This is a genomic window from Arthrobacter sp. P1_B9 (assembly GCF_056406495.1).
This window is the reverse complement of sequence record NZ_JBFUAA010000019.1, coordinates 45,575-68,401: the sequence shown is the minus strand read 5'-3', so window position 1 is coordinate 68,401 and position 22,827 is coordinate 45,575. Positions and strand designations below refer to the sequence as shown.

Annotated in this window: 19 protein-coding genes; 11 read left to right on the top strand and 8 right to left on the bottom strand. The window is 67.4% G+C overall.

Annotated features, from left to right (window positions below; translation table 11 throughout):
- Positions 1–147: 147 nt before the first annotated feature.
- On the bottom strand, positions 148–1,968 hold the full coding sequence (locus tag AC1D1A_RS19670; RefSeq protein WP_223916598.1) for an AMP-dependent synthetase/ligase: 1,821 nt from the start codon (positions 1,966–1,968) through the stop codon (positions 148–150).
- A 223-nt stretch (positions 1,969–2,191) separates the two neighbouring features.
- Between AC1D1A_RS19670 and AC1D1A_RS19665 the strand changes: the two genes are divergently transcribed.
- Entirely contained in the window at positions 2,192–3,286 is a 1,095-nt protein-coding gene (locus tag AC1D1A_RS19665; protein WP_223916600.1) for an ROK family glucokinase, read from the top strand.
- 58 nt (positions 3,287–3,344) lie between these two features.
- On the opposite strand, the gene AC1D1A_RS19660 is transcribed toward AC1D1A_RS19665, so the two are convergent.
- From AC1D1A_RS19660 to AC1D1A_RS19650, 3 genes are read right to left on the bottom strand one after another with little or no spacing between them, the layout of a single operon-like run.
- Positions 3,345–4,064 carry a hypothetical protein gene (locus AC1D1A_RS19660; RefSeq protein WP_476948497.1) on the bottom strand — a complete coding sequence of 240 codons (720 nt, stop codon included), beginning with the start codon at positions 4,062–4,064 and terminating at the stop codon, positions 3,345–3,347.
- A complete protein-coding gene (locus tag AC1D1A_RS19655; protein WP_476948496.1) occupies positions 4,057–4,860 on the bottom strand; it encodes an alpha/beta hydrolase in 804 nt (267 codons plus the stop codon). Before AC1D1A_RS19655 ends, AC1D1A_RS19660 begins: the two co-directional genes overlap by 8 nt.
- Positions 4,857–5,657 (bottom strand): alpha/beta hydrolase, encoded by an 801-nt coding sequence (locus tag AC1D1A_RS19650; protein WP_476948495.1) that lies wholly within the window; start codon positions 5,655–5,657, stop codon positions 4,857–4,859. The genes AC1D1A_RS19655 and AC1D1A_RS19650 overlap by 4 nt, the downstream gene beginning before the upstream one ends.
- Positions 5,658–5,769: 112 nt before the next feature.
- On the opposite strand from AC1D1A_RS19650, the gene AC1D1A_RS19645 reads away from it, so the two are divergent.
- On the top strand, positions 5,770–6,612 hold the full coding sequence (locus AC1D1A_RS19645; protein WP_476948494.1) for a lysophospholipid acyltransferase family protein: 843 nt from the start codon (positions 5,770–5,772) through the stop codon (positions 6,610–6,612).
- Between the two features lie 84 nt (positions 6,613–6,696).
- Positions 6,697–8,091 (top strand): class II 3-deoxy-7-phosphoheptulonate synthase, encoded by a 1,395-nt coding sequence (locus AC1D1A_RS19640; protein WP_243179595.1) that lies wholly within the window; start codon positions 6,697–6,699, stop codon positions 8,089–8,091.
- A 145-nt stretch (positions 8,092–8,236) separates the two neighbouring features.
- Here AC1D1A_RS19640 and AC1D1A_RS19635 read toward each other — a convergent pair whose 3' ends face one another.
- Together AC1D1A_RS19635 and AC1D1A_RS19630 are read right to left on the bottom strand one after the other, a co-directional pair.
- Entirely contained in the window at positions 8,237–10,393 is a 2,157-nt protein-coding gene (locus AC1D1A_RS19635; RefSeq protein ID WP_476850410.1) for a Stk1 family PASTA domain-containing Ser/Thr kinase, read from the bottom strand.
- 121 nt (positions 10,394–10,514) lie between these two features.
- Complete coding sequence (locus tag AC1D1A_RS19630) at positions 10,515–11,909, bottom strand: LysM peptidoglycan-binding domain-containing protein (protein WP_476873059.1); 1,395 nt, start codon at positions 11,907–11,909, stop codon at positions 10,515–10,517.
- 308 nt (positions 11,910–12,217) lie between these two features.
- Between AC1D1A_RS19630 and AC1D1A_RS19625 the strand changes: the two genes are divergently transcribed.
- Entirely contained in the window at positions 12,218–12,571 is a 354-nt protein-coding gene (locus AC1D1A_RS19625) for an Rv2175c family DNA-binding protein (RefSeq protein WP_026266238.1), read from the top strand.
- 136 nt (positions 12,572–12,707) lie between these two features.
- Here AC1D1A_RS19625 and AC1D1A_RS19620 read toward each other — a convergent pair whose 3' ends face one another.
- On the bottom strand, positions 12,708–13,802 hold the full coding sequence (locus tag AC1D1A_RS19620; RefSeq protein WP_028275891.1) for a polyprenyl synthetase family protein: 1,095 nt from the start codon (positions 13,800–13,802) through the stop codon (positions 12,708–12,710).
- Positions 13,799–14,326: a RodZ family helix-turn-helix domain-containing protein gene (locus tag AC1D1A_RS19615; protein ID WP_028275890.1), complete on the bottom strand. Its 528-nt coding sequence runs from the start codon at positions 14,324–14,326 to the stop codon at positions 13,799–13,801. Before AC1D1A_RS19615 ends, AC1D1A_RS19620 begins: the two co-directional genes overlap by 4 nt.
- A gap of 115 nt (positions 14,327–14,441) precedes the next feature.
- Between AC1D1A_RS19615 and dinB the strand changes: the two genes are divergently transcribed.
- The 7 genes from dinB to AC1D1A_RS19580 all read left to right on the top strand — a co-directional run bounded on the left by dinB (position 14,442) and on the right by AC1D1A_RS19580 (position 22,827).
- Positions 14,442–15,698: a DNA polymerase IV gene (gene dinB, locus AC1D1A_RS19610; RefSeq protein ID WP_476948493.1), complete on the top strand. Its 1,257-nt coding sequence runs from the start codon at positions 14,442–14,444 to the stop codon at positions 15,696–15,698.
- Between the two features lie 295 nt (positions 15,699–15,993).
- Complete coding sequence (locus AC1D1A_RS19605; protein ID WP_028275888.1) at positions 15,994–16,365, top strand: DUF3040 domain-containing protein; 372 nt, start codon at positions 15,994–15,996, stop codon at positions 16,363–16,365.
- A 435-nt stretch (positions 16,366–16,800) separates the two neighbouring features.
- Positions 16,801–17,229 (top strand): division/cell wall cluster transcriptional repressor MraZ, encoded by a 429-nt coding sequence (mraZ, locus tag AC1D1A_RS19600; RefSeq protein WP_028275887.1) that lies wholly within the window; start codon positions 16,801–16,803, stop codon positions 17,227–17,229.
- Between the two features lie 218 nt (positions 17,230–17,447).
- Entirely contained in the window at positions 17,448–18,446 is a 999-nt protein-coding gene (gene rsmH / locus AC1D1A_RS19595) for a 16S rRNA (cytosine(1402)-N(4))-methyltransferase RsmH (protein WP_476857725.1), read from the top strand.
- Positions 18,443–19,129, top strand: coding sequence for a cell division protein FtsL (gene ftsL, locus AC1D1A_RS19590; RefSeq protein ID WP_476850414.1), 687 nt, complete (start codon positions 18,443–18,445; stop codon positions 19,127–19,129). Before rsmH ends, ftsL begins: the two co-directional genes overlap by 4 nt.
- Before the next feature lie 41 nt (positions 19,130–19,170).
- Complete coding sequence (locus tag AC1D1A_RS19585; RefSeq protein WP_476948492.1) at positions 19,171–20,973, top strand: peptidoglycan D,D-transpeptidase FtsI family protein; 1,803 nt, start codon at positions 19,171–19,173, stop codon at positions 20,971–20,973.
- 180 nt (positions 20,974–21,153) lie between these two features.
- Positions 21,154–22,827, top strand: a complete 1,674-nt coding sequence (locus AC1D1A_RS19580) for a UDP-N-acetylmuramoyl-L-alanyl-D-glutamate--2,6-diaminopimelate ligase (protein ID WP_476948491.1) — start codon at positions 21,154–21,156, stop codon at positions 22,825–22,827.

Here is a 22,827-nt window from a genome sequence, read left to right as displayed (position 1 = left end):
GGACCCTTCTGTTTCTGCCGAACCTTGCCTCCCGAACAAAAGCAACGCGGGGTCAGATACGGCCCATCAGGGGGCGCCGGATGGGCCGTATCTGACCCCGCGTTGCTCTGGTGCGGGGTTTCGGTGCGGGGCGGTCGCGGTTGCAGCCTAGGCGAGGGTGGGACGCTTGGCGCTGTACATTTCCTCGATCACGTTCTCGAAGTCCTTGAGCACCTGTGCCCGCTTGACCTTCATGGAGGGGGTCAGATGTCCGGAGGCCTCGGTGAAGTCGGCCGGCACGATCCGGAAGGACTTGATCGCCTCGGCCTGGGACACGGACTGGTTGGCGTGGTTGATGAGCTCCTGGACCGCGGCCATGACGGCGGGGTTGACGGCAGCCTCGGCGAGCGAGGTCGAGGCCGGGAGCCCGTGGCGGCCCAGCCAGCCGGGCAGCGCTTCTTCGTCCAGGGTCACCAGGGCACCAATGAACGGGCGGTTGTCACCGACCACGAGCACCTGCGAGACGAGCGCGTCCGCGCGGATCTGGTCCTCCAACAGGGCCGGGACGACGTTCTTGCCGCCGGCCGTGACGATGATTTCCTTCTTGCGCCCGGTGATGGTCAGGAACCCCGCCTCGTCCAGCTGGCCGATGTCGCCGGTGCGGAACCAGCCGTCCTCGAAGGTTGCAGCGGACAGGTCATCGCGCTTGTAGTAGCCGCGCATGACGCACACGCCCTTGGCGAGGATCTCGCCGTCGTCCGCGATCCTGACGGAGTTGCCCGGAATCGGGGCGCCGACCGTGCCGATCTTGATCAGGTCGGGGGTGTTGACGGTGATCGGCGCCGTGGTTTCAGTCAGCCCGTACCCTTCCAGGATCTGCATGCCGATGCCCTGGAAGAAGTGGCCCAGCCGTTCACCGAGCGGGCCGCCGCCGGAAACGGCATGGGAGACGTTCCCGCCCATGGCGGCCCGTAGCTTGCTGTACACGAGCTTGTCGAACACGGCGTGCTTGAGCTTCAGCACGAGCCCGACCTTGCCGGCCTGCCGGGCCCGGGAGAATTCGATGGCGGTGTCCGCGGCGCGGTGGAAGATGGCGCCCTTGCCGCCGTCCTCGGCCTTGGTCAGGGCCGAGTTGTAGACCTTCTCGAAAACGCGCGGGACGGCGAGGATAAAGGTCGGTTTGTAGCTCTGCAGATCCGGCAGCAGGTTCTTGATATCCGGGGTGTGCGCCACCGTGACGCCGGCCGCGACTGCCAGCACAGAGATGAAGCGTGCGAAGACGTGGGCCATGGGCAGGAACATGATGGTCCGCGCCTGCTCGTGGACGATCGTGCCCAGCGACGTGACCAGCGCGTTCTCGGACAGTTCCACGAAGTTGCCGTGCGTCAGCTCGCAGCCCTTGGGCCGGCCAGTGGTGCCCGACGTGTAGATGATCGTGGCGACATCGTTCAGGGACGCCTGGCTGCGGCGTGCTTCGAGCTCGGCATCGCTGACGCCGGCTCCCGCCGCACGGACCTCGTCCAGGCTGTCGCCCTCGAGCTGCCAGACATGCCCCAGGGCGGTGAGGCCCTCGGAGGTGGCCGCCTGCCGGATGATGTCCTCGTGGTGCGCCGATTCGCCGAACGCGGCCACGGCGCCGGAGTCGCCAAGGTTCCAGGCCACCTGGGAGGGGGAGGAGGTTTCATAGATCGGGACCGAGACGGCGCCGGCGAACCAGATGGCGAAGTCGATCAGGGCCCATTCATACCGGGTGCGGGACATGATGCCCACCCGGTCGCCGGCGGCCACACCGCTGGCCATGAGGCCCTTGGCGAGGGCCGAGACGTCGGCCAGGAATTCCGTGGCGCGGACGTCCTGCCACTGGCCGGCCGCGTCGAGCCGCGAGAACAGCGCAGGGTTGGAGGCCTTGGCCGCCTGGCGCACCACGAGATCGGTGACATTGGTGTCCGGATCGACATTCACCAGGGGCGGGACAATGATTTCTCGCACGACAGCTCCTTTGGTATCCATAGGCCCGCAAGGGGTACCGCTAAGCCTAGTATGCGGCCCCCCGAAGGTGTGTTCTGCGACACCTACTGGCGAGTAACTTTACGGTCGGGGCCGCCGTTCCGCCAGTCGGGGATGCTGCGGGCACGTGCGCGGCGCTCTGCTGCCGCGTCATTCGGCCGGGCTTTCGCTGCCGTTGCGGCCCCGGCGAATAGAATGGGGCACCATGCAGACACCAACACCCGGCCGGCAGCCCGGCCTGCGCCGCCGGACCGCCGCCTGGCGAAGCAGGACCCTGGCCGGAGCCGCGGCCGCCACGGCCGGGCACGACCTCCGCTCACACCTGCGGCTGGGCCGCAAGGGCCTGGCGATCGGCGTCGACATCGGGGGAACCAAGGTTGCTGCCGGCGTGGTGGACGCCGAGGGCAGGATCCTCAGCCAGGCCAAACGCTCCACCCCGGGCAACGACCCGCGCGCCGTGGAGCAGGTCATTGTCGAACTCGTCGGAGAGCTGGGCGCCGGACACCGGATCTGGTCGGTCGGAATCGGCGCTGCCGGCTGGATGGACCTCGACGGCGGCACTGTCCTCTTCAGCCCGCACCTGGCCTGGCGCAATGAACCGCTGCGCGAGAACCTGCAGCGGCTGCTGCGCCGCCCCGTCCTGCTGACCAACGACGCCGACGCCGCCGCCTGGGCGGAGTGGCGCTTCGGCGCCGGGCAGGGACAGGACCGTCTGGTCTGCATCACCCTGGGCACCGGAATCGGCGGGGCCATGGTCATGGACGGACGGCTCGAACGCGGCCGCTTCGGTGTGGCGGGGGAGTTTGGCCACCAGATCATCATGCCGGGCGGGCACCGCTGCGAGTGCGGCAACCGCGGCTGCTGGGAACAATACGCCTCGGGCAATGCGCTCGGCCGCGAGGCCAGGGAACTGGCCGCCGCGAATTCCCCGGTTGCCCAGGAACTGCTTAAGGCCGTGGACGGCGACGTGGCACGCATTACGGGCGTGATCGTGACGGAGCTGGCCAAGGCCGGGGACCAGACCTCCCGCGAACTCCTCGAGGACGTCGGGGAGTGGCTGGGCCTTGGCCTGGCGAACCTCGCAGCGGCACTGGACCCAGGCAAGTTCGTGATCGGCGGCGGACTGTGCGACGCCGGCGAGCTGCTCGTCGCGCCGGCCCGGAAGGCCTTCGCGCGGAACCTCACCGGCCGCGGCTTCCGCCCCGCGGCGGAGATCGAACTGGCGGCCCTGGGACCCAACGCCGGGCTGATCGGCGCCGCCGACCTCTCCCGGGTCAGCAGCCGCATGCACACCCAGTAGCGTGCCTTCCTGGGCCCTGAACCAGCCAGCGCGGTGCCTGGCGCCCTGACCGGGTGGACTAGATGCGCGCCCCGTCGTCGTGCTCGTCCTTCTCGCCCGGCAGCTTCATGATCAGGAACACCACGGAGGCCGCGAACGCGGCCACCATGCCCACGATCGCCAGCGTCGGGGCCGACCGCCAGAACATCGCCGAGAACACGAGCGCAATCGGGCCGCCCACCGCGCCAATCCAGGCAAGGACGGTCATCGGATCTGCACCGGCCAGGCTGGGCGGCTCCTCCGGGACGAACACGCCATCGTCGTCGTCGGCCTCGTAGTCCCGGGGGCCGGATGCGGTGTCCGGTGCCTCACTGCTGCCCGCGGCCGGGTTCCCCGGGGCGGAGGCGAGCCGCTCCCTGGCGGAAAGTTCGATCGGCGCGACGCCGGCGAGGCCCAGCGGGTCGAAATCGCTGAACGACCTGTTCGCACCGGTGCCAGCACCGGAGCCAGCACCGGAGCCAGCGCCGGTGCCGGCGGCGCTGTCCGCTTCGCCGGCCGGGCCGTCAGTTCCCCCCACTGCCTCGTCCCCGCCTGTCCCGACCCCTTCCAGCCTGGCGACGAGATCCAGCCACACGGCGTCGTCATCGGCAAGCGGTTCGTCCGCGGCGGCCGGGTCCTGCGCCTCAGGGGGCGGGGTGGTGCCCGGACGCTGGAGGCCGGATGCGTCAGCGCCAGGCGACCGGGCGTCGTCGGGGTCAGGGGTCTCGGGGTCAGGGACGTCGGGGTCCGGTTTAGTCATTGGCCGTGTCCTTCCGGCTGGCGCGGGCGGCGCCCGGACCGGCTGCGGCTGCAACGGACCGGACAAATTCGGCCGTGCCACGGAAGATCTCGGGCGCGTCGTTGTCCATGGTAGCGACGTGGTAGCTGTTTTCCAGCCGGACCACCTCGAGCGGGGCGTTGGTCAACCCGCGGCGCAGGGCCTCCATGCTGGACTCGGACACCACGTGGTCCACTGTGGAACGGTAGACCTGGACCGGAGCCGTGACGCGGGGCAGCAGCCGCACGGTGTCCTTGAACATCTTGTTGAGCTCGTGCGCGGCGGCCACCGGGGTGCGCGGGTAGGCGCACTCGTCCATGCCCGGTTTGAGGATGTCATTGGCGATCGCCGGGGTGCTCTTGAGGACAAACTTCAAGACGCCCGCCAGCGGGGCGCGGGGATCATCGATGACCAGGCCGGGGTTGACCACCACTACCCCCGCCACGGGGCGGGTGGCCGCGATCCGCAACGCGAGGGCGCCGCCCATGGACAGCCCCGCCACGACCACGACGTCGCATTCTTCCGCAAGCTCCAGGTAGGCCGCGTCCAAGGCAGCATGCCAGTCCTGCCACCGGGTCTTGGCCAGCTCCTGCCAGCTCGTTCCGTGCCCCGGCAGCAGGGGCAGCCGGACGGCGAACCCGGCACCGGCCAGGGATAACGCCCAGTCCCGCACACCGTGCGGGCTGCCGGTGAAGCCGTGCGAGACCACGACCCCGGTCCGGGGGATGGTTCCGGTGAACGGGCTGCTGAACGGCGAATGGTCCGGGAGGATGCTCATGGGGACTCCGAGGGGGCGCGGGGCGGCGAAATGGCGTGGGCGTGCTGCAGGAAGAAACGCACTGATTCTTCAAAGAGTAGCGGCGCATCGGCGTCCAGGGTGGCAACGTGCCCGCTCTTCGGGAGGGGAACCACCGTGAGTTCCCGGGACCCGAGCCGCCTGCGCAGCAGCGCCAGGGACGACGGCGGGACCACCGCGTCGGTGTCCGACTTGAACACCAGGGCCGGGGCGGAGACGGACGGCAGGTCCCGGAGGGTCGCGGCGAACAGCCGGCGCAACTGGTGGACGGCGGCCAGCGGCGTCAGGGAGTAGTCACCGTCGTCGGTGGTGGCCGCCGTGGAATTCTCCTCCTGGATGGGCGTGGTGGTGCGCTGGAAGTACTTGAGCAGTCCCACGATCCGGACCCTGCGGTCATAGAAGCTCAGGCCGGGGTTGACGGCGGCCACGCCGGCCACGCTGTGGCGGGCCGCGGTACGCAGGGCGATCGTGCCGCCCATGGACAGTCCCGCGACATAGCAGTCATCAGTCCGGCCGGCCAGGTCCAGGTACGCCGTTTCAAAGCTCCTGTACCAGTCCTGCCAGCCCTGCCGGGCGAGATCCCGCCAGTGGGTGCCGTGCCCGGGCAGTAGCGGTACCGATACGGCGAAGCCCTGGGCGGCGAGGTGGCGGGCCCACGGCAGGACGCTGAGCGGGCTGCCTGTGAAGCCGTGGCAGATGGCCACACCGGTCCGGGCGTTGGGGCCGTGGCCCGGGTAGCTGAAAGCGGCGGGCGCAGGGGGGGTGCTGCTTTCAGTCATGAGCCCATCGTGTCACCCTTAGCGCCAAAACTCACTAGAGTAAGGTGTCCATTGAAGCCTGGCCGGACCCGGTTCGGGCCGCAGGCCAGACGCCTTCCGGAGAGGTCACCGAGTGTTTTATTGGTTCATGAAGACGTTTGTCCTGGGGCCGGTGCTCAGGCTGCTGTTCCGGCCCTGGGTCAAGGGCCTCGACAACGTCCCTGCCGAGGGCGCCGCGATCCTTGCCTCGAACCACCTCTCCTTTTCGGATTCCATCTTCATGCCGGTCATGGTGCCGCGGCCGGTCGCGTTCCTGGCGAAATCCGAGTACTTCACCGGCACCGGGATCAAGGGCAGGCTGACCGCAGCCTTCTTCCGGCTCACCAACCAGCTCCCCATGGACCGGTCCGGGGGCGCCGCGTCCGCGCAGTCGCTGAACGCCGGCATGGACGTGCTCAAGAAGGGTTCCCTCCTGGGCATCTACCCCGAGGGGACCCGCAGCCCCGACGGGCGCCTCTACCGCGGCAAGGTGGGGGTTGCGCGCCTTGCGCTGCAGGCCCGCGTCCCGGTCATCCCGGTGGCAATGATCGGAACGGACAAAGTCCAGCCGATCGGCAAGCGCGTGCCCAACATCCGCCGCATCGGCATGATCTTTGGCGAACCGCTCGACTTCAGCCGCTATTACGGCATGGAGGATGACCGGCTGATCCAGCGTTCAGTGACCGACGAGATCATGTACGAACTCATGCGCCTCTCCGGCCAGGAATACGTGGATGAGTACGCCGCCGTCGTGAAGCTCCGCCTGGCGGGCAAAGCGCAGGACGCGGCCCCGGACAAACCCCCTGCGGGCCCTGACGCGGTGCAGGATGCGGCCGCCGGCAATACCCCGAACGAAGCCCCAAACACGGCCCCAACGGAAACCCCGAATGAAGCCGCTGCCGGGGATGCGGGGCCGGAGGTTCCCGGCCCCGCATGAGCGGGCCACGGGTGCCATATGACGGCAGCCGGGCTGTCAATGACAGGCAGGGCCCCCGAACCTTGATGGGGCAACTATCCTTAGATAGTGACCGAGCTATCTGAGAAACCAGTTTCCCCGCTGACCAGCACCGCCCAGAGCGGAGCCGCCAACTATCCCGGACTGGACAACTGGCGGGAGCTCCCGGCCTCGCAGCAGCCCACCTGGTCGGACCCGGCTGTGTTCGAGGCGTCCGTCAAGGAACTTTCCGTCCTCCCGCCCCTCGTGTTCGCCGGCGAAGTGGACATTCTTCGCGAACGGCTCGCCGCCGCCGCGCAGGGCAAGGCGTTCCTGCTCCAGGGCGGCGACTGCGCCGAGACCTTCGAAGCCGCGACGGCGGACAAGATCAGCGCCCGCGTCCGGACCATCCTGCAGATGGCCGTTGTCCTGACCTACGGCGCGGCCATGCCCGTCATCAAGATGGGCCGCATGGCTGGCCAGTTCGCCAAGCCCCGCTCCTCCAACGATGAAACGCGTGAGGGCGTCACCCTGCCGGCCTACCGGGGCGACATCGTCAACGGCTACGATTTCACGCCCGAGTCCCGCGCCCACGACGCCGGCCGGATGCTCAAGGCCTACCACACCTCCGCTTCGACGCTGAACCTGATCCGCGCCTTCACCCAGGGCGGTTTCGCGGACCTGCGCCTGGTGCACCAGTGGAACAAGGGCTTCACCGAGAACCCGGCCCACGCCCGCTACGAGTCCCTGGCCCGGGACATCGACCGCGCCATCAAGTTCATGGCCTCCTGCGGTGCCGACTTCGAGGCCCTGAAGCGGGTGGAATTCTACGCGAGCCACGAGGCCCTGCTGCTGGACTACGAGCGCGCCCTGACCCGCATCGACTCGCGCACGGGGCTGCCCTACGACACCTCCGCGCACTTCCTCTGGATCGGGGAGCGGACCCGCGAGCTGGACCACGCACACGTTGACTTCCTCTCCCGCGTCCGCAACCCGATCGGCGTCAAGCTCGGCCCGTCGACCAGCGGCGACGACGCCCTGCGCCTGATCGACAAGCTGGATCCGAACCGGGAGCCCGGCCGGCTCACCTTCATCACCCGCATGGGTGCGGGCAACATCCGCGAGAAGCTGCCGGCGATCGTCGAGCGCGTCACCGCCTCCGGAGCCCAGGTCCTTTGGGTCACCGACCCCATGCACGGGAACACGGTCACCTCGCCCAACGGCTACAAGACCCGCAATTTCGACGACGTCATTGACGAAGTGCGCGGATTCTTCGAAGTCCACCACGCGCTCGGCACCGTTCCCGGCGGCCTGCACGTGGAGATGACGGGGGACGACGTCGCCGAGTGCCTCGGCGGAGCCGACCCGATCGACCAGGAAGCCTTCCTGGACCGCTACGAGTCGGTCTGCGATCCGCGCCTGAACCACATGCAGTCGCTCGAGATGGCGTTCCTGGTGGCCGGAGCGCTCTCCAAGCGCTGACGCACTGATGGACAGAACGCATCTGGCAGAAGGCATTCCGACAGAACGTTTCCCACAGAACGCATTCTGAGAAAAAGCTCCGCCCGGCTACAGCAGCCGGGCGGAGCTTTCTTGTGCGATGGCAGGGGCCGGAGCGGGGTGCCTGTCAGACGACGGTAAGCGTAACGGTCGAGCCTTCCGGGGCCTTCGTGTCCACCGGATTCTGGTCCCGGACCGTGCCGAAGAAACCGCCGAGGATGTTATCGACCTGGACTTTGAAGCCTAGTTTCTCAAGGGCTTCCTGGGCCTCCGAGGCCTGCTTGCCGATGAAGCTGGGGACCTCGACGAGCTTCGGGCCCTTCGAGATGGTCAAGGTGACGGTGCCGCCCTTGGTCAGGTTGCCGGAGGCCGGGTCCTGCGCCAGCACCGCGCCCTCTGGGACGTTCCTGTCGTTGACTGCTTCCGGGGCCACCACGGCCTTCAGGCCGGCGGCTTCCAGGGCCTTAACAGCGGCGTCCTGCGCCTGCCCGCGAACATCCGGGACCGGGATGGGCTGCGGGCCCTTCGAGACGGTCAGGCCCACGGGCGTCCCGTGCCTGACCGGGTTGCCGCTGCGCGGAGCCTGGGCAAGGACGGTTCCGGCAGGCGCCTTCTCGTCGAAGGTCTCGGTAATCGGGCCCAAAGCCATCTGGGCGCCGTTGAGCGTGGTCTTGGCCTCGTCCAGGCTCTTGCCGGCCAGTTCCGGCAGCGGGAACAGCTCCGGGCCCTTGGACACGGCCAGCGACACGGGCTGGAACTTGCGGATGACCTCCCCGGCGGTCGGCTCCGAGCCGACCACGAGCCCGGGCGAGACGTCGTCGTCGAAGACATCCTTCACCGTGGATTGGAAGCCGGCGGTGCGGAGCAGGTCCTGGGCCTCGGCAACGGTCTTGTTCGCCACCGGGGGAATCGTTCCCGGCGACCCCGGACCCATGCCGAAGAACCAGCCGGCGACGGCGGCGAGCAGCGCCGCGACGACGAGCAGGACGATCCACAGCAAGCCGCGGCGCCGGGGGTTGCCCTCGTGCAGGGTCCTGGTGGGCGTGGCGGCGGCTCGCTGGCGCGCCTTCTCCTCGTCCCGGTCCAGTTTGCGCTGGGCGCGTTTGCTGGGGGCAACCGCGCCCTCCGCCGGGCCGTCATACCCGGCGCCGTCGTAGGCCGCCTCGTCCGGGGTGGACAACGGTCCGTAGGCCGGACGCCGCGGGGCACCGGACATCACAGTGGTCGGGTTGCCGCTGGTGCGGGAAAGCATCTCGGTGGGCCGGGCGAGGCTGCCGTATACCTCAGTCTGCAATTCCGTGGGCATTCCGGTGGGCGGCAGCACGTGGGCCGTTTCCTGCGCGTCCGACGCCGGACCGGTACCGCCTGGCGGCCGGGTTGGCGGTGCTGCCACGGCCGGCAGGGTGCTGCGAGCCGCCGGCGGCTGGAGGTCGAGTTCGGCGTCGCTGAGGTTGGTCCTGATGTGCCGGAGCTCGGACAACAGGGCGCTGCCGTCGACGGGGCGCTTGTCCGGGTCCCGGTCCGTGCACCACTGGACGAGTTCGTCGATCTCCGCGGCCAGCCCGGGCACCTCCAGCGAGGGCGCTGCGACGGTGGAATTGACGTGCTGGTAGGCGACCTGGATGGGCACGTCGCCCTCGAACGGCTGCCGGCCCGTGATCATTTCGTAGAGCATGATCCCGACGGAATAGATGTCGCTGCGGGCATCTGCCTGTTTGCCCAGGACAAGTTCGGGGGAGATGTAGGCGACGGTCCCGATCAGGGCGCCCGTGCTGGTGGACGTCGAGATAGCGCGTGCCAGGCCGAAGTCGCCGAGCTTGATCCGCCCGTCGTCGGCGATCAGGACGTTTTCGGGCTTGATGTCCCGGTGGATCATTCCGGCGGCGTGCGCGGCGCCGAGGCCTTCGACGACCGGATCGATCAGCGCCAGGGCCAGCCGCGGCGACAGGGCGCCCTTGTCATTGAGGACATCCCGCAACGTGTGGCCCTTGATGAATTCCATGACCAGATAGGCGAGCCGGCCGTCCTCGCCCTGGTCCAGGACGCCCACGACGTGTGGGTGGGAGAGCCGGGCGGCAGCCTTGGCTTCGCGGCCCAGCCGATCGAGGAACTGCGGGTCGTCAGCCAGATGGGGATGGAGCACCTTCAGCGCGACATCACGCTCAAGGCGCTGGTCCGTGGCGAGGTACACGGTGGACATCCCGCCGCGGGCAAGCCTGGATTGAACCTGGTAGCGGTTGTCCACCAGGTTCCCTACGAGAGCATCCGACACGTATTCCTGCACCTTACAATCGTAGTCGCTGGACAGAAACGGGCCCGAATCAACATGCGATCCGGGCCCGTAGCGTCACGCTCCGCCGAAAGGGAGCCTGTGCTGGAGTCTGTAGTTGGCCGAGCGGCCGGGTTTAGCCGAACAGCTGCCGGTTGGCCTTGATGGCGGCGACGTAGCCCTTGGTGTCCTCGAACATGCCGTTCTGGCTCACCGAGTACTGGCCCTGGTAGTAGCCGGCGATTGCGGTGTCCACATCCGGGCTCGTGCGGACCAACTGGCGGATGATCGCGATGCCTGCCGTGGCGTTGTCGTAGGGATCGAGCAGGTTCAGCTGGCGGCCCACCAGATCGGAGGCCCATTCGCCGGAGGACGGGATGACCTGCATGGTGCCGATCGCATTGGCCGGTGACACCGCACGCTGGTCGAAGCCGGATTCCTGGAAGGCAAAAGCCAGTGCAAGGCTGGCGTCCACGCCCATGCGCCGGGCCGTGTCCGCGACGATCGACTTCATCTGCTGGCGGGTGGGCACCGGAGAGGCATTGAGCAGCGCCTTGTTCTGGTTGGCCGAGCTGACCACCGCGGCCGGGTAGCTGAACCCGAGGAACGTGCTGGGCACGAGGGGCGTGGTGGTGGCAGGCGTGCTCGATGCCGGTGCGATGGTCGACGCGCCGGGGATGACGAGCTTCTGGCCGGGGTAGATGATGCTCGACATTGTCAGCCGGTTGGCCGACAGGACGTCCGAGAGCCTGACACCGTTGCGGGCCGCGATGCCGGAGAGGGTGTCGCCGGCCTTGATGGTGTAGGAGCCGGAACTGGCGGGCGCGGGCGCCGACGGCTTGGGTGCGGCGGCCGTCACGGGTGCGGAGGGGGCCGGCGTGCTGGAACCGCCGCCGACCTTGACCTTCTGGCCGGGATAGATCACGGAGCTCATGCCGAGCCCGTTCCACTTGAAGATCTCGGAAAGGCCAACGCCGTGGCGGGTGGCGATGGCGCTCAGGGTGTCGCCGGACTTGACGACGTACACGCTGCCGCCGCCCGAGGCGGGCGTTGTCGGCGTCGATTTCGCCGGTGCGGACGGTTTGGGCGCTGCCGGCGCCGGCGTCGAGCCCGTGAGCTTGATCTTCTGCCCCGGGTAGATGATGGTGTTCGCCTGCAGGTTGTTCAGCTTGAGCACGGCAAACGTGTCCAGGCCGTAGCGGCCGGCAATGGCACTGATGGTGTCGCCGCGGGCGATCGTGTAGACGGCCGGAGCGGCCGTCTGCGCGGGCCGCAAGGCGCTCGGCAGCGTCACCGGGACGGAGGCGGCCGGGATCACTGCCGCCTTCAGGGATGTCGCCGCGTCAGCCTTCGCCTGGGCACGCATGGCGGCCGCGAGCGTTGCCGGGACCGAGCGCACCCGCGATTCGGCTGCGGCAGGCTGGGCGATCGCCAGGGAGGAAAGCACGACGGCGGGAAGCGCCGCCGTCGTCGCCGCGATGAGCGGCAGGCTGCGCCCCGGACGGAGCTGTGGCGAACGTGAGGTTGTCATTGGAAAGATCCTCTTCTCAGCGGCAACGCTGCGGTCAGGCCGGTAGAACTGGTGTTACCAGTGTGACAAAAGTTATTTCTGTTACAAATGTGATCTATGTGAATCTCTCATGAATTGGCAATTAGCACAAGAACCGTTTGACATTCCGCAAACCCGTTTCCGGTGGAGTGTCGTCCGAAAGTCGTTCCAGGGGAGTCCCCCGGTGAAGCCGGGCGGCATTCCGGCGCGGCGGGACCGGCCATGACCGCAGCGTGAATTCTGCGGATGCCGACTAGGCGGCGGGGCACCGGCCGTGGCAATCTTTATGCGTGAGTAATGTAGAAAGCCTCGTGGGCGAATGGCTGCCCCTGCCCGATGTCGCACAGCTTCTGAACGTATCTATCACCAAGGTCCATGCATTGCTGGACGAGCGTGCGCTGGCGGCCGTGAGAATCGGCGACCGGCGCATCCGGTCCGTGCCTGCGGCTTTCATCCAGGACGGGCATGCGGTGGAGAGCCTGAAAGGCACCATTGTTGTTCTCTCAGACGCCGGATACTCGGATGAGGAACTGATCAACTGGCTCTTTACGCCGGACGATTCCCTCCGCGGCCGGCCCATTGACGCCCTGCGGGAAGGGCGCAAGACCGAAATTCGCCGCAGGGCGCAATCACTGGCCTGGTAAAAGCAGACCGGCAGCAACTGCGCCGGCAGCATCCCCCGGACGTGCCATGACGGGCCGTGCACAGCGCAAGCGCCGTGCACGGCCCGCCGCGTTTCCAGGCACCGTTTAAAAAGGCATTGCTGCCGTGAGGGCCGGGTTAAGCGGCGCGGCTGACCGTGGCTTCTGCCAGCCTGCGGAGCGCGGTTTTGGGCAGCTCCTGAAGCGGCAGCAGGTCCAGGGCGGCGAAGGCGGCCTTGCCGAACTCCTCGATGAGCACTTCCGTGGCCTGGAGTGCGCCGCAGTCCACGATGATCCGCCGGATCTCCTCGATGTCCGCGTCGCCGAGATCGGGGCTGCCCAGCTTGGCGTCGATGAACTCTGATTCGGCCGCGGAGGCCTGGTCCAGGGCGAAGGCCACCAGGACCGTGCGCTTGCCCTCACGGAGATCGTCCCCGGCAGGTTTGCCGGTGGTGACGGGGTCACCGAAGACGCCAAGGACATCGTCCCGCAGTTGGAACGCCTCACCGAGCGGCAGCGCGAACGCGGAATAGCCGCGCAGCAGCTCGTCGCCGGCGCCGGCCAGGGCGCCGCCGAGGGCGAGCGGGTGTTCGGTGGAGTATTTGGCCGACTTGAACCGGATGATGGACTGGGCCCGGCTGACGGCCCCGGCGCGGTCCCGCCGGGGCCCGGCGACCTCTTCCAGGATGTCGAGGTACTGCCCGGCCATGACTTCTGCACGCATGAGGTTGAAGATCAGCCGTGCCGGGCTGCCGGAGGCGGCACGGTGTCCGATCTCCGTGAACGATTCCTCGCTGAAGGACAGGCAGAGATCCCCGGTCAGGATCGCTGCCGCGTGGCCGAACCGCTCGCTGTCCAGCGCCCAGCCCTGGGCCTCGTGCAGTTCAATGAACCTGCGGTGGACGCTGGGTCCGCCCCGGCGGGTGTCCGAGCGGTCAATGATGTCATCGTGGATCAGGGCCGCGGCCTGGAACAGCTCCAGGGCCGAGCCGGCGGTGACCACCTCGGCCGCGCCGGCTTCTCCGCCGGCGCCGCGCCACCCCCAGTAGCACATGAGCGCCCGCAGGCGCTTTCCGCCCGTGACCAGGTTTGAGATCGAGCCCATGAGCGGATCGATGTCCTGGGAGATCGAGGCCATGATGGCCTGTCGGCTGGTCAGGAACTCGGTGAGCTTGCCGGCGACGGCGGCCACGTAATCCGCCTGCTCGAGCCGCAGCTGTTCGGCGAGACTCACTTGACGGACTCGGCAGCGACGTTCGCACCGATCGTGAACGTGGACACCCCTGTTGTCTGCATGACGGAGATGTTCACGGTTTCGTTGTCCCCGCGCAGGAAGTCCTTGGAAGGCAGGGCACCGACGGTTTCCCCGGGTACGGGCTTGAATCCCTGCGCCTGCAGCCCCTTGGCGTAGAAAGCCAGGACATCGGCGGCCGGGGCGGTGATGCTGCCGACCAGTGCCGCGGTTGCCGGCACCGTGGTTTTGTCGAAGCTGCTGGAGACCACCTGGGCTCCTGGCATCAGCGGCAGGAGTTTCTGCGGGAAGCCGGGTACGAGGGCGCCGACCGTGGCTGACGTGCCGGGCTCCGCGGAAGGGCTGGGGGGAGCCGTGGTGGAGGACTGCGCAGAGGCGTCCGGGGTCGACGCCGGCGACGCCGCCGGGCTCCCGGTGCCGGCAGGCGTGCATGCGGCCAAGGCCAATAGCGCGCCAGCCGCCGCGATGGCGGCTGCGGCACGTTTGCGCTGTCCAAATACCTTCACAGGGACTTTCCTCCTGGGGTTGAAGCGGAATCAGCCTCCAGTTTAGTCAGTCCCCGGGCATAGGATTGAAGACGTGGGGCCGGACGCAGAGAATCAGCAGGGAGCGCAGAGGAATATGCACCCCAACGGGCCCTCGAATGCGCAGCCCCAGATCCAGCCTGCCGGCAGCCTGGGCGGGGACTCACTGCTGGAACTGCGGCGCAGCAGCATCATGCACGTGGACATGGACGCCTTCTTTGTCTCCGTGGAGTTGCGCAGCCGGCCCGAGCTGAAGGGAAAGCCCGTGATTGTGGGCTACCCGGCGGACCGCTCCGTGGTGCTCTCCGCGTCCTATGAGGCCCGCGCCTTCGGCGTCAGATCGGCGATGCCCATGGTGGTGGCGGCGCGCATGTGCCCCTCGGCTGTCATCATCGAGCCCCGCCACAAGCTGTACTACGAAGTGTCCGGCCAGATCATGGCAATCTTTGGTTCCATCACCGACCTCGTCGAGCCGCTCAGCGTGGATGAGGCGTTCCTGGACGTCGGGGGAGCCATCCGGAGGCTCGGGCCGCCACGGGAGATTGGCGAACTCATCCGGGCCCGCGTGTTCCGGGAGCTGGGCATTACGGCATCAGTGGGCATCGCCGCCAGCAAGTTTGTGGCCAAGATCGCGTCCACCCGCTGCAAACCGGACGGGCTGCTGCTGATCCGGCCGGAGGAAACCGTCCCCTACCTGCACAGCCTTCCCGTCAGTGCGCTCTGGGGAGTCGGCGGCAAGACCGTGGAGGTGCTGGCCCGACGGGGCATCAGGACGGTGGCGGACGTCGCAGCGTCGCCGCTGCCCTCGCTGCGCAAGCTGCTGGGCGCATCGGGGGAGCATGTCTACCGGCTCTCCTGGGGCATCGATCCGCGGCCCGTGACGCCGGTCCGCCTGGAAAAGAGCATTGGTGCCGAGGAGACGTTCGCCACTGACACCGCGGATGACGCGCTGCTTCACAGGGAGCTGCTGCGCCTTTCGCACCGGACGGCGGAGCGCCTCCGCAGTGCCGGTATGCACGCCCGCACCGTGGCGCTCAAGCTGCGCTACGCCGACTTTTCCACTATTTCCCGCAGCCGCACCGTGAGCACACCGATCGACAGCGCCCAACTCCTGTACGCGGTGGCAGTGCAGCTCCTGGAATCTGTGGGTCAGCGGCCCATGACGGTCCGGCTGGTCGGCATCCGCGCCGAGCAGCTGGAAGAGGCCGCCGATGCCCCGCTTCAGCTCAGTCTTGACCGCCGGGACGACAACTGGCGGGCCGCCGAACAAGCCCTCGATGCTGTCACCCGGAAGTTCGGCAACAAGTCCGTCCTTCCGGCCCGGCTCCTGGATTCCGGGGGCGCCCTTGAGTGAACCCGGCCGGAACCCCCGTCGGGCCGCCCGTTCCCAAGGGTTCCGGCGGCGAAAGGGCCTTAAGACTGTCTTTCAGAACAGGCCGCAACAATCTATCCTTATTAATACCTAGGTTTAGGACTACTGGATCGACCGTTAGGGCGACCTGGCCAGCTAAGACCGGCGCGGGAGAGCTGATTTGACCCCCTTTTCACCAATGGCGGTGACGGGGGAACCACTTCGGAATCCCGGGCGTTAGGGAATTAGGGCAATGGCCACGTCATGCCCGGACGTTGGCAGACTTGAGGAGGTCGTGATGCCGCTCTCGGAACACGAACAGAAGTTGCTGGAGCAACTTGAGAAGCAGCTGCATGAGGACGACCCAAAGTTTGCAAGCTCAATGGGATCGGTCCCCGGACGCTCATGGTCCACCCGCCACCTTGTCATCGGCGTGCTCGCGACTCTCGCGGGCGTGCTGCTGTTATTGGTCGGGGTGTCGATGCAGAACATCTTTGTCGGGGTCCTCGGCTTTGTTGTGATGGGCGCCGGCGTCTATTTCGCCACGATGCGCAGTTCTGCGGTCGGCAAGGCCAGGGCAGCCGGCGGACGCAAGCAGGGCAAGCCCAGGAGTTCGTTCATGAGCAACCTCGAGCAGCGCTGGGACGAACGGCACGGGGGCGAGTCCTAAACCGCTCAGTGACGGCCCCGTAAAGTCCTCCACTTCCCGCCACCGGTCCGCCGGGGAGCGGCGCGAGACCCGCTTCGGCGGGTCTTTCGCCATTTAACGCGGTTATTTCCGGCGCCTTTGCTGCAGCCTTGCTGGAATTTGGCTTCGATGGCGCCGCAAAAGGGACAACCGCACCGAATTATTCGCTCCCGCGCCGGTACGCCCCGTCAATCGGTGCGGGGTGGGAGGCAAGCAGGCAAAAATCGCTCCACTTTCCCCCACCAGTCCCGATTGCCTGCAAATGCTGGGAAGAAGGGGGATAAACATCCGCAGAATTGTCTAAACATCCCGGGCGTGTCGTTGACTGTGGAGCGATGTGGAGTAATGTGGAGGACGTAAGAGGGTAGTGGCAGCACAGGGGACGTTGGACTTCCTAAAACAGACAGGCGGTGGGCCGTGTTTCTCGGCACACATTCGCCGCGTCTGGATGAAAAAGGTCGAATTATCCTCCCCGCGAAGTTCCGAGAGGAACTTGCCAGCGGGCTGGTTCTCACAAGGGGCCAGGAGCGTTGCATCTACGTCTTCAGTGAGGCGGAATTCGGCCGGGTTCACGAGCAGATGCGGGAGGCTCCAATTTCCTCCAAGCAGGCACGTGACTACATCCGTGTTTTCCTCTCTGGAGCCTCGGACGAGGTACCTGACAAGCAGGGGCGCGTGACGATTCCGCCGGCGCTCCGGGAGTATGCAGGTCTTGGCCGGGAACTCGCCGTCATTGGCGCAGGATCCCGGGCAGAGATCTGGGACGCCCAGGCCTGGAATGAGTACCTGGCCGAAAAGGAAACCGCCTTCTCGGAAACAGACGACGCCATCCCGGGGATTCTCTGAACCCCCACTGATCCACCAGCAAACAACGTTCCTTGATCGAGATCTCCAGCCGCCCATCCGGTTGTTGTCCTGGCTCACTTCCCCGGAGCCAGGCCGGCGCAGGATAGGCGCGGATGGGGATCTGGACCAAGGAACGTTGCGTAAGAGCAGTACCAAGCAACTAGCAAAGCGCAACTAGCAAAGCTCAAAACAAACAAGGCCAACGAAAGGACGAAGGCATGACGGATCCCGACCAGGCGAAGCCGACGTCCGAACGCCATGTACCGGTCCTCAAGGACCGGTGCATCAATTTGTTGGCCCCCGGCATCGAGGCCGCACGGAGCCGCGGCGAGACCCCCGTGGTGATCGACGCCACGCTCGGCATGGGCGGACACTCGGAGGCCCTCCTGCAGCGCTTCCCGGACCTTCACCTGATCGGCATCGACCGCGACGAGGAAGCCCTGGCACTGGCGGGGTCCAGGCTGGCGCCCTTCGAGAACCGGACCGACCTCGTTCACGCCGTCTACGACGAAATCCCGGACGTCCTCGAAGACCTGGGCTTCACCGAAGTCCACGGAGTGCTCATGGACCTCGGCGTATCGTCCCTCCAGCTGGACGAGCGGGAACGCGGCTTCGCCTACTCCTTCGATGCGCCCCTGGACATGCGGATGGACACCAGCCGGGGCCAGACGGCCGCCGACGTCGTCAATAACTACAGCGAAGAAGAACTCGTCCGGATCATCCGGAAGTGGGGCGAAGAGAAGTTCGCCGGCCGCATCGCGAACAGGATCGTGGCCGCGCGCGCCGAAAAGCCCTTCACCACCACCGGCGAACTGGTCGACCAGATCCGGGCCGTGGTGCCCGCCGGTGCCGCCAAATCCGGCGGCCACCCCGCGAAGCGCACTTTCCAGGCGCTCCGGATCGAGGTCAACGAGGAACTGGACGTCCTCGAGCGCGCCATCCCGGCAGCGATCGAGGCCATCGCCCTCGGCGGCCGTGTGGTGGTCATGTCCTACCACTCCCTGGAAGACAAGATCGTCAAGGGCTTCTTCCAGGCCGGATCGAAGTCCTCGGCGCCGCTCGGCTTCCCGGTCGAGCTCGAAGAGCACAAAGCCGAACTCAAAACCCTGACAAAGGGCACCGAGGTACCCACCGCCGCTGAAATCGCCGAAAACCCCCGCGCAGCTTCCGCCCGGCTGCGCGCCGTCGAACGCATCAAAGCCAGGAGAGCCGCATGAGCACCGCCGCCGTCAACAGCTACCCCGTTGCCCAGGGCGCCACTGCCCGTGCCCTGCCCGGCCTCCGCCCCGGCCTTGACCAGCCCCGCAAGGCACGCACCCCGCTGTCGGTGGTCCGCTCCGTGCCGCGCAAGCGCCGCGCACCGTTCGTGGTGCTCTGCTTCGGGCTCCTGGCGATTGCCCTCATGGCCGTGCTGGTCCTGAACATCTCCGTCTCCTCAGCCCAGTACCAGCTGGTCCAGCTCCGCAGTGAACAGACCACACTGACCAAGCAGAACCAGGACCTCACCCAGCAGGTGCAGAACTTCGACGCCCCGCAGAACCTGGCGGCCAAGGCCACGGAGCTGGGCATGGTGGCTTCGGTCGCCAAGGGCCAGATCGACCTCTCCACCCTCAATGTCACCGGCAAGGCCAAGCCGGCCGTCAAGGGTGATGCCCCGGGCGCCGTCATCGCCGCACCGGCCGTCGCCGGGCAGCTCACGGTTGTCCCGCCGGCCACGGAGAACGAGCCTCTCGCCCAGCGCAAGGCGGCGGACACCAGGCCGGCCGACACCAAACCGGCGGACACAGACAAGGCGCCGGCAGCTGTGAAGCCCGCACCCGCACCGAAACCCGCCGCCCCCGCCGTGGAACTCCACGGCGGCTCGGTTCCCGCCCCCGCACAGAAGACGCCGGGGCAGTAACGTTCACTGACCACCAGCAAGGCAAGCAGCAAGGACTCACCGTGGCGAAGAACTCCGGCAGGGCAAGCAAGGCGAAAGCCCCAAACCCCACCCGGCGGCTCCGCGTGGGGCTTGGCATCATGCTGGCGCTCCTGCTGGTGGTCGGCGGCAAGCTGTTCATGGTCCAGGGCCTGGACATCGGGGGACTGGCTGAGGCCGCCCTCAACAACAGGCTCACGCCCACCGTGCTGCCCGCGGAGCGCGGCAGCATCCTCGATTCCTCCGGCGCGGTCCTGGCCAGCAGCGTCATCCGCTACAACGTCGTCGTGGACCAGACAGTCAACACCAAGACCGAAACCTTCCGCCGGTTCGAGACCATCAACGGCAAGGACGAGCTCGTCAAGGTCACCCGGGACCAGGGCATCTCCGAACTCGCCGCCGTGCTCGGCATGGACCGCGGCACCCTCCGCGATGCCCTGACCGGAACCCAGCGCTACTACATCGTGGCCAAGGACCTGAAACCGGACGTCGAGGACAAGGTCTCCAAGCTGCAGATTCCCGGCATCGTCACCGAAGGCACCAGCAAGCGGGTCTACCCCAACGGCTCCGTGGCCGGCGGAATTGTGGGTTTCCTCAAGGACGGCAGCACCGGACAGGCGGGCCTCGAGCAGACCCAGGACGAGGTACTCAAAGGCACACCGGGCAAGCGGCTCTTTGAAATCGGCGCCGACGGACTGCGCATCCCGGTGGGCGTGGACCAATTGACGCCGGCGGTGAACGGCAAGGACATCAAACTCACGCTGAATTCGGACCTGCAGTACTTCTCCCAACAGGCGATCCAAAGCCAGAAGGACAAGCTCAGTGCCGAGTGGGGCGTGATTGTTGTCCAGGACGTCAAGACCGGCAACATCGTGGCCATGGCCGATACCGATTCCCCGGATCCGAACGACCCCGGCAAGGTTGCCGCCGAGGACCGCGGGGTCCGGGCCGTCACCGCCGCCTACGAGCCCGGCTCGGTGGAGAAGATGATCACGGCCGCAGCTGCGATTCAGGAAGGGAAGTCCAGCCCGCTGGACAGGTTCACCATTCCACCGACCTACACAGTGGACGGCCAGACCTTCAGCGACGCGTTCGAACACGGCACCGAGCAGCGGACGCTGGCGGGCATTGTCGGCTATTCCATGAACACCGGCACAGTCATGGTGGGCCAGCGGCTGAGCAAGGAACAGCGCTATGACTGGCTGCGGAAGTTCGGCATCGGCGTTGCCCCCGACATCGGTCTGCCGGCCGAATCCAAGGGCATCCTGACCCCGGCCGACCAGTGGGACGGGCGCCAGCAATACACAGTGCTCTTCGGCCAGGGCGTCGCCCAAACCACCCTCCAGACTGTCCGGGCATACCAGAGCATCGCCAACGACGGCGTGATGCTCCAGCCCCGGCTGATCGACAGCTACATCAACCCGGACGGTGCCGAGGAAAAAGTCCCGGCCAAGGCCCCGCAGCAGGTCGTCTCCAAGGAAACCGCCAAACAGGTCCGCGACATCCTTGAGAGCGCCGTAACCGAGGGCGAGATCAAAGAGGCTGCGATCGACGGGTACCGGGTGGGCGCCAAGACCGGCACATCCGAATCGCCCTGCGACGACGGCAAATCAGGGTTCTGCGGCTATACAGCCTCCATCATCGGAATGGCGCCCATGGACGATCCGCGGTTTATTGTTGAGGTGGTCCTGCAACGGCCCAAGGGAAGCATCTTCGGAATCACCAACGGACCGGTGTTCCGTTCGGTGATGAGCCAGACGCTGCGCACATTCAACGTCCAGCCCTCCACCGGCGAACCCGCGCGGCTGCCGCAGTACGCCAAGTAGCGCCTGTTCCACCTGGCACCCGGAAGTCACCAGCCGACGCCACACCCATTGCCTGCGCGCCGGAGCATTTCCGCGTGCGCAGGTCCCGATCTACCAGTGCCCGATTTTTTTCAGTGCCCGATTAGTTCAGTGCCCGATTAGTTCAGTGCCCGATCCACTAGCACCACAACGGAGATCCACTTGTCAGAGCTCACCGACCCCGATGCTTCCGCGCCGTCCGGCCATGACTCCACCCAGGGCTTCCGGCCCACTGCGGTTGCCGCAGTGCCGCTGGCAGACATTGGCGCGGCGATCGGCGTCGCCGTTCCCGGCGCATCCGGCTCCGTCCAGGTCACCGGGATCTCCCTGAACTCCCGGTCGGTCCGCCCGGGAGACCTGTACGTGGCCCTGCCGGGCGCCACACGGCACGGGGCCGACTTCGTGTCCCAGGCCGTCGACGCCGGCGCCGTGGCGGTTCTGACAGACGACGCCGGGGCGCGCCTGCTGGCCCTGGGCCATGACATCGCCGTCCCGGTCCTGCTGGCCCACGAGCCGCGCAGCGTGGTCGGCCGGCTGTCCGCGCTCATCTACCAGAGCAGGCCCGACGGCGCCGGGGCACCGGCCCTCTTCGGGGTGACAGGCACTAACGGCAAGACCACCACCACCTATTTCATCAATGCCCTGCTGCGGGCGCTGGGTAAGCGGACCGGGCTGATCGGGACGATTGAGATCCTGGCCGGCGGGGAGCCGATCCCGAGCCTGCTGACCACTCCCGAATCCACGGATGTGCACGCACTGTTGGCGCTCATGCGCGAACGCGGGCTCGATGCCGCCTCCATGGAGGTTTCCTCGCACGCCGTGTCCTTCCACCGTGTCGACGCCGTGGTGTTCGACGTCGCCGGCTTCACGAACCTCACCCAGGACCACCTGGACCTGCACGGGACCATGGAGGAATACTTCCAGACCAAAGCCCGGCTGTTCTCGCCGGAACGCGCCCGCGCCGCCGTCGTGACCATCGATGATGACTGGGGCCGCAAGCTCGCGGCCACCGCCGAAATCCCGGTCACGACCCTGGCCACGGCCGGGACCGACGGCGCCGGGCCGGCTGACGCCGACGGGACCACGGACCGGACGGCGGACTGGACTGTGGTCCGGACTGCTCCGCGGGGCCTCGGCTCCGACTTCGTCCTCCGGCACCGCGACGGCGCCGAGCTGCGCGTCCACACGGGCCTGCCGGGCGGCTTCAACGTCGCCAATGCCGCGCTGGCCACGGTGATGGTCCTCGCCGGCGGCCACGAGCCGGCCGCGGTGCAGGCGGCCCTCGACGCCGCGGATCCCTTCACCGTTGCCGTGCCGGGCCGGATGCAGCTCGTGTCCACGGCCCCGGCCGCCGTGGTGGACTTCGCGCACAACCCCGACGCACTGGCCCGTGCCCTCGAAGCCGTCCGGTCCCCGGAACCCGGATCCAGAGTGATCATCGTTTTCGGCGCCACCGGACAACGGGACCAGGGCAAACGCCCCGCGATGGGTGCCATCGCGGCGCGGCTGGCGGACACCGTGATTGTCAGCGACGACGATCCCCACGACGAGGACGCGGCGGCCATCCGCGCGGACGTCCTTGCCGGGGCCCTCGCGGCCAAGGACGACGAAGGCCTGGACTGCACAGTCCTGGAGGTCTTCCCGCGCGACGCCGCCATCCTGAAGGCAGTAGAGCTCGCCGGAGCCGGGGACACCATCCTCGTGGCCGGGCGCGGTCACGAGGTCTGGCAGGAAGTCAAGGGAATCAACCTGGCACTGGATGACCGGGTGGAGCTTCGGAACGCCTTGACAGCACGGGGATTCACCGTTCTCGAAGACCACCGGATAGAGTCCTAA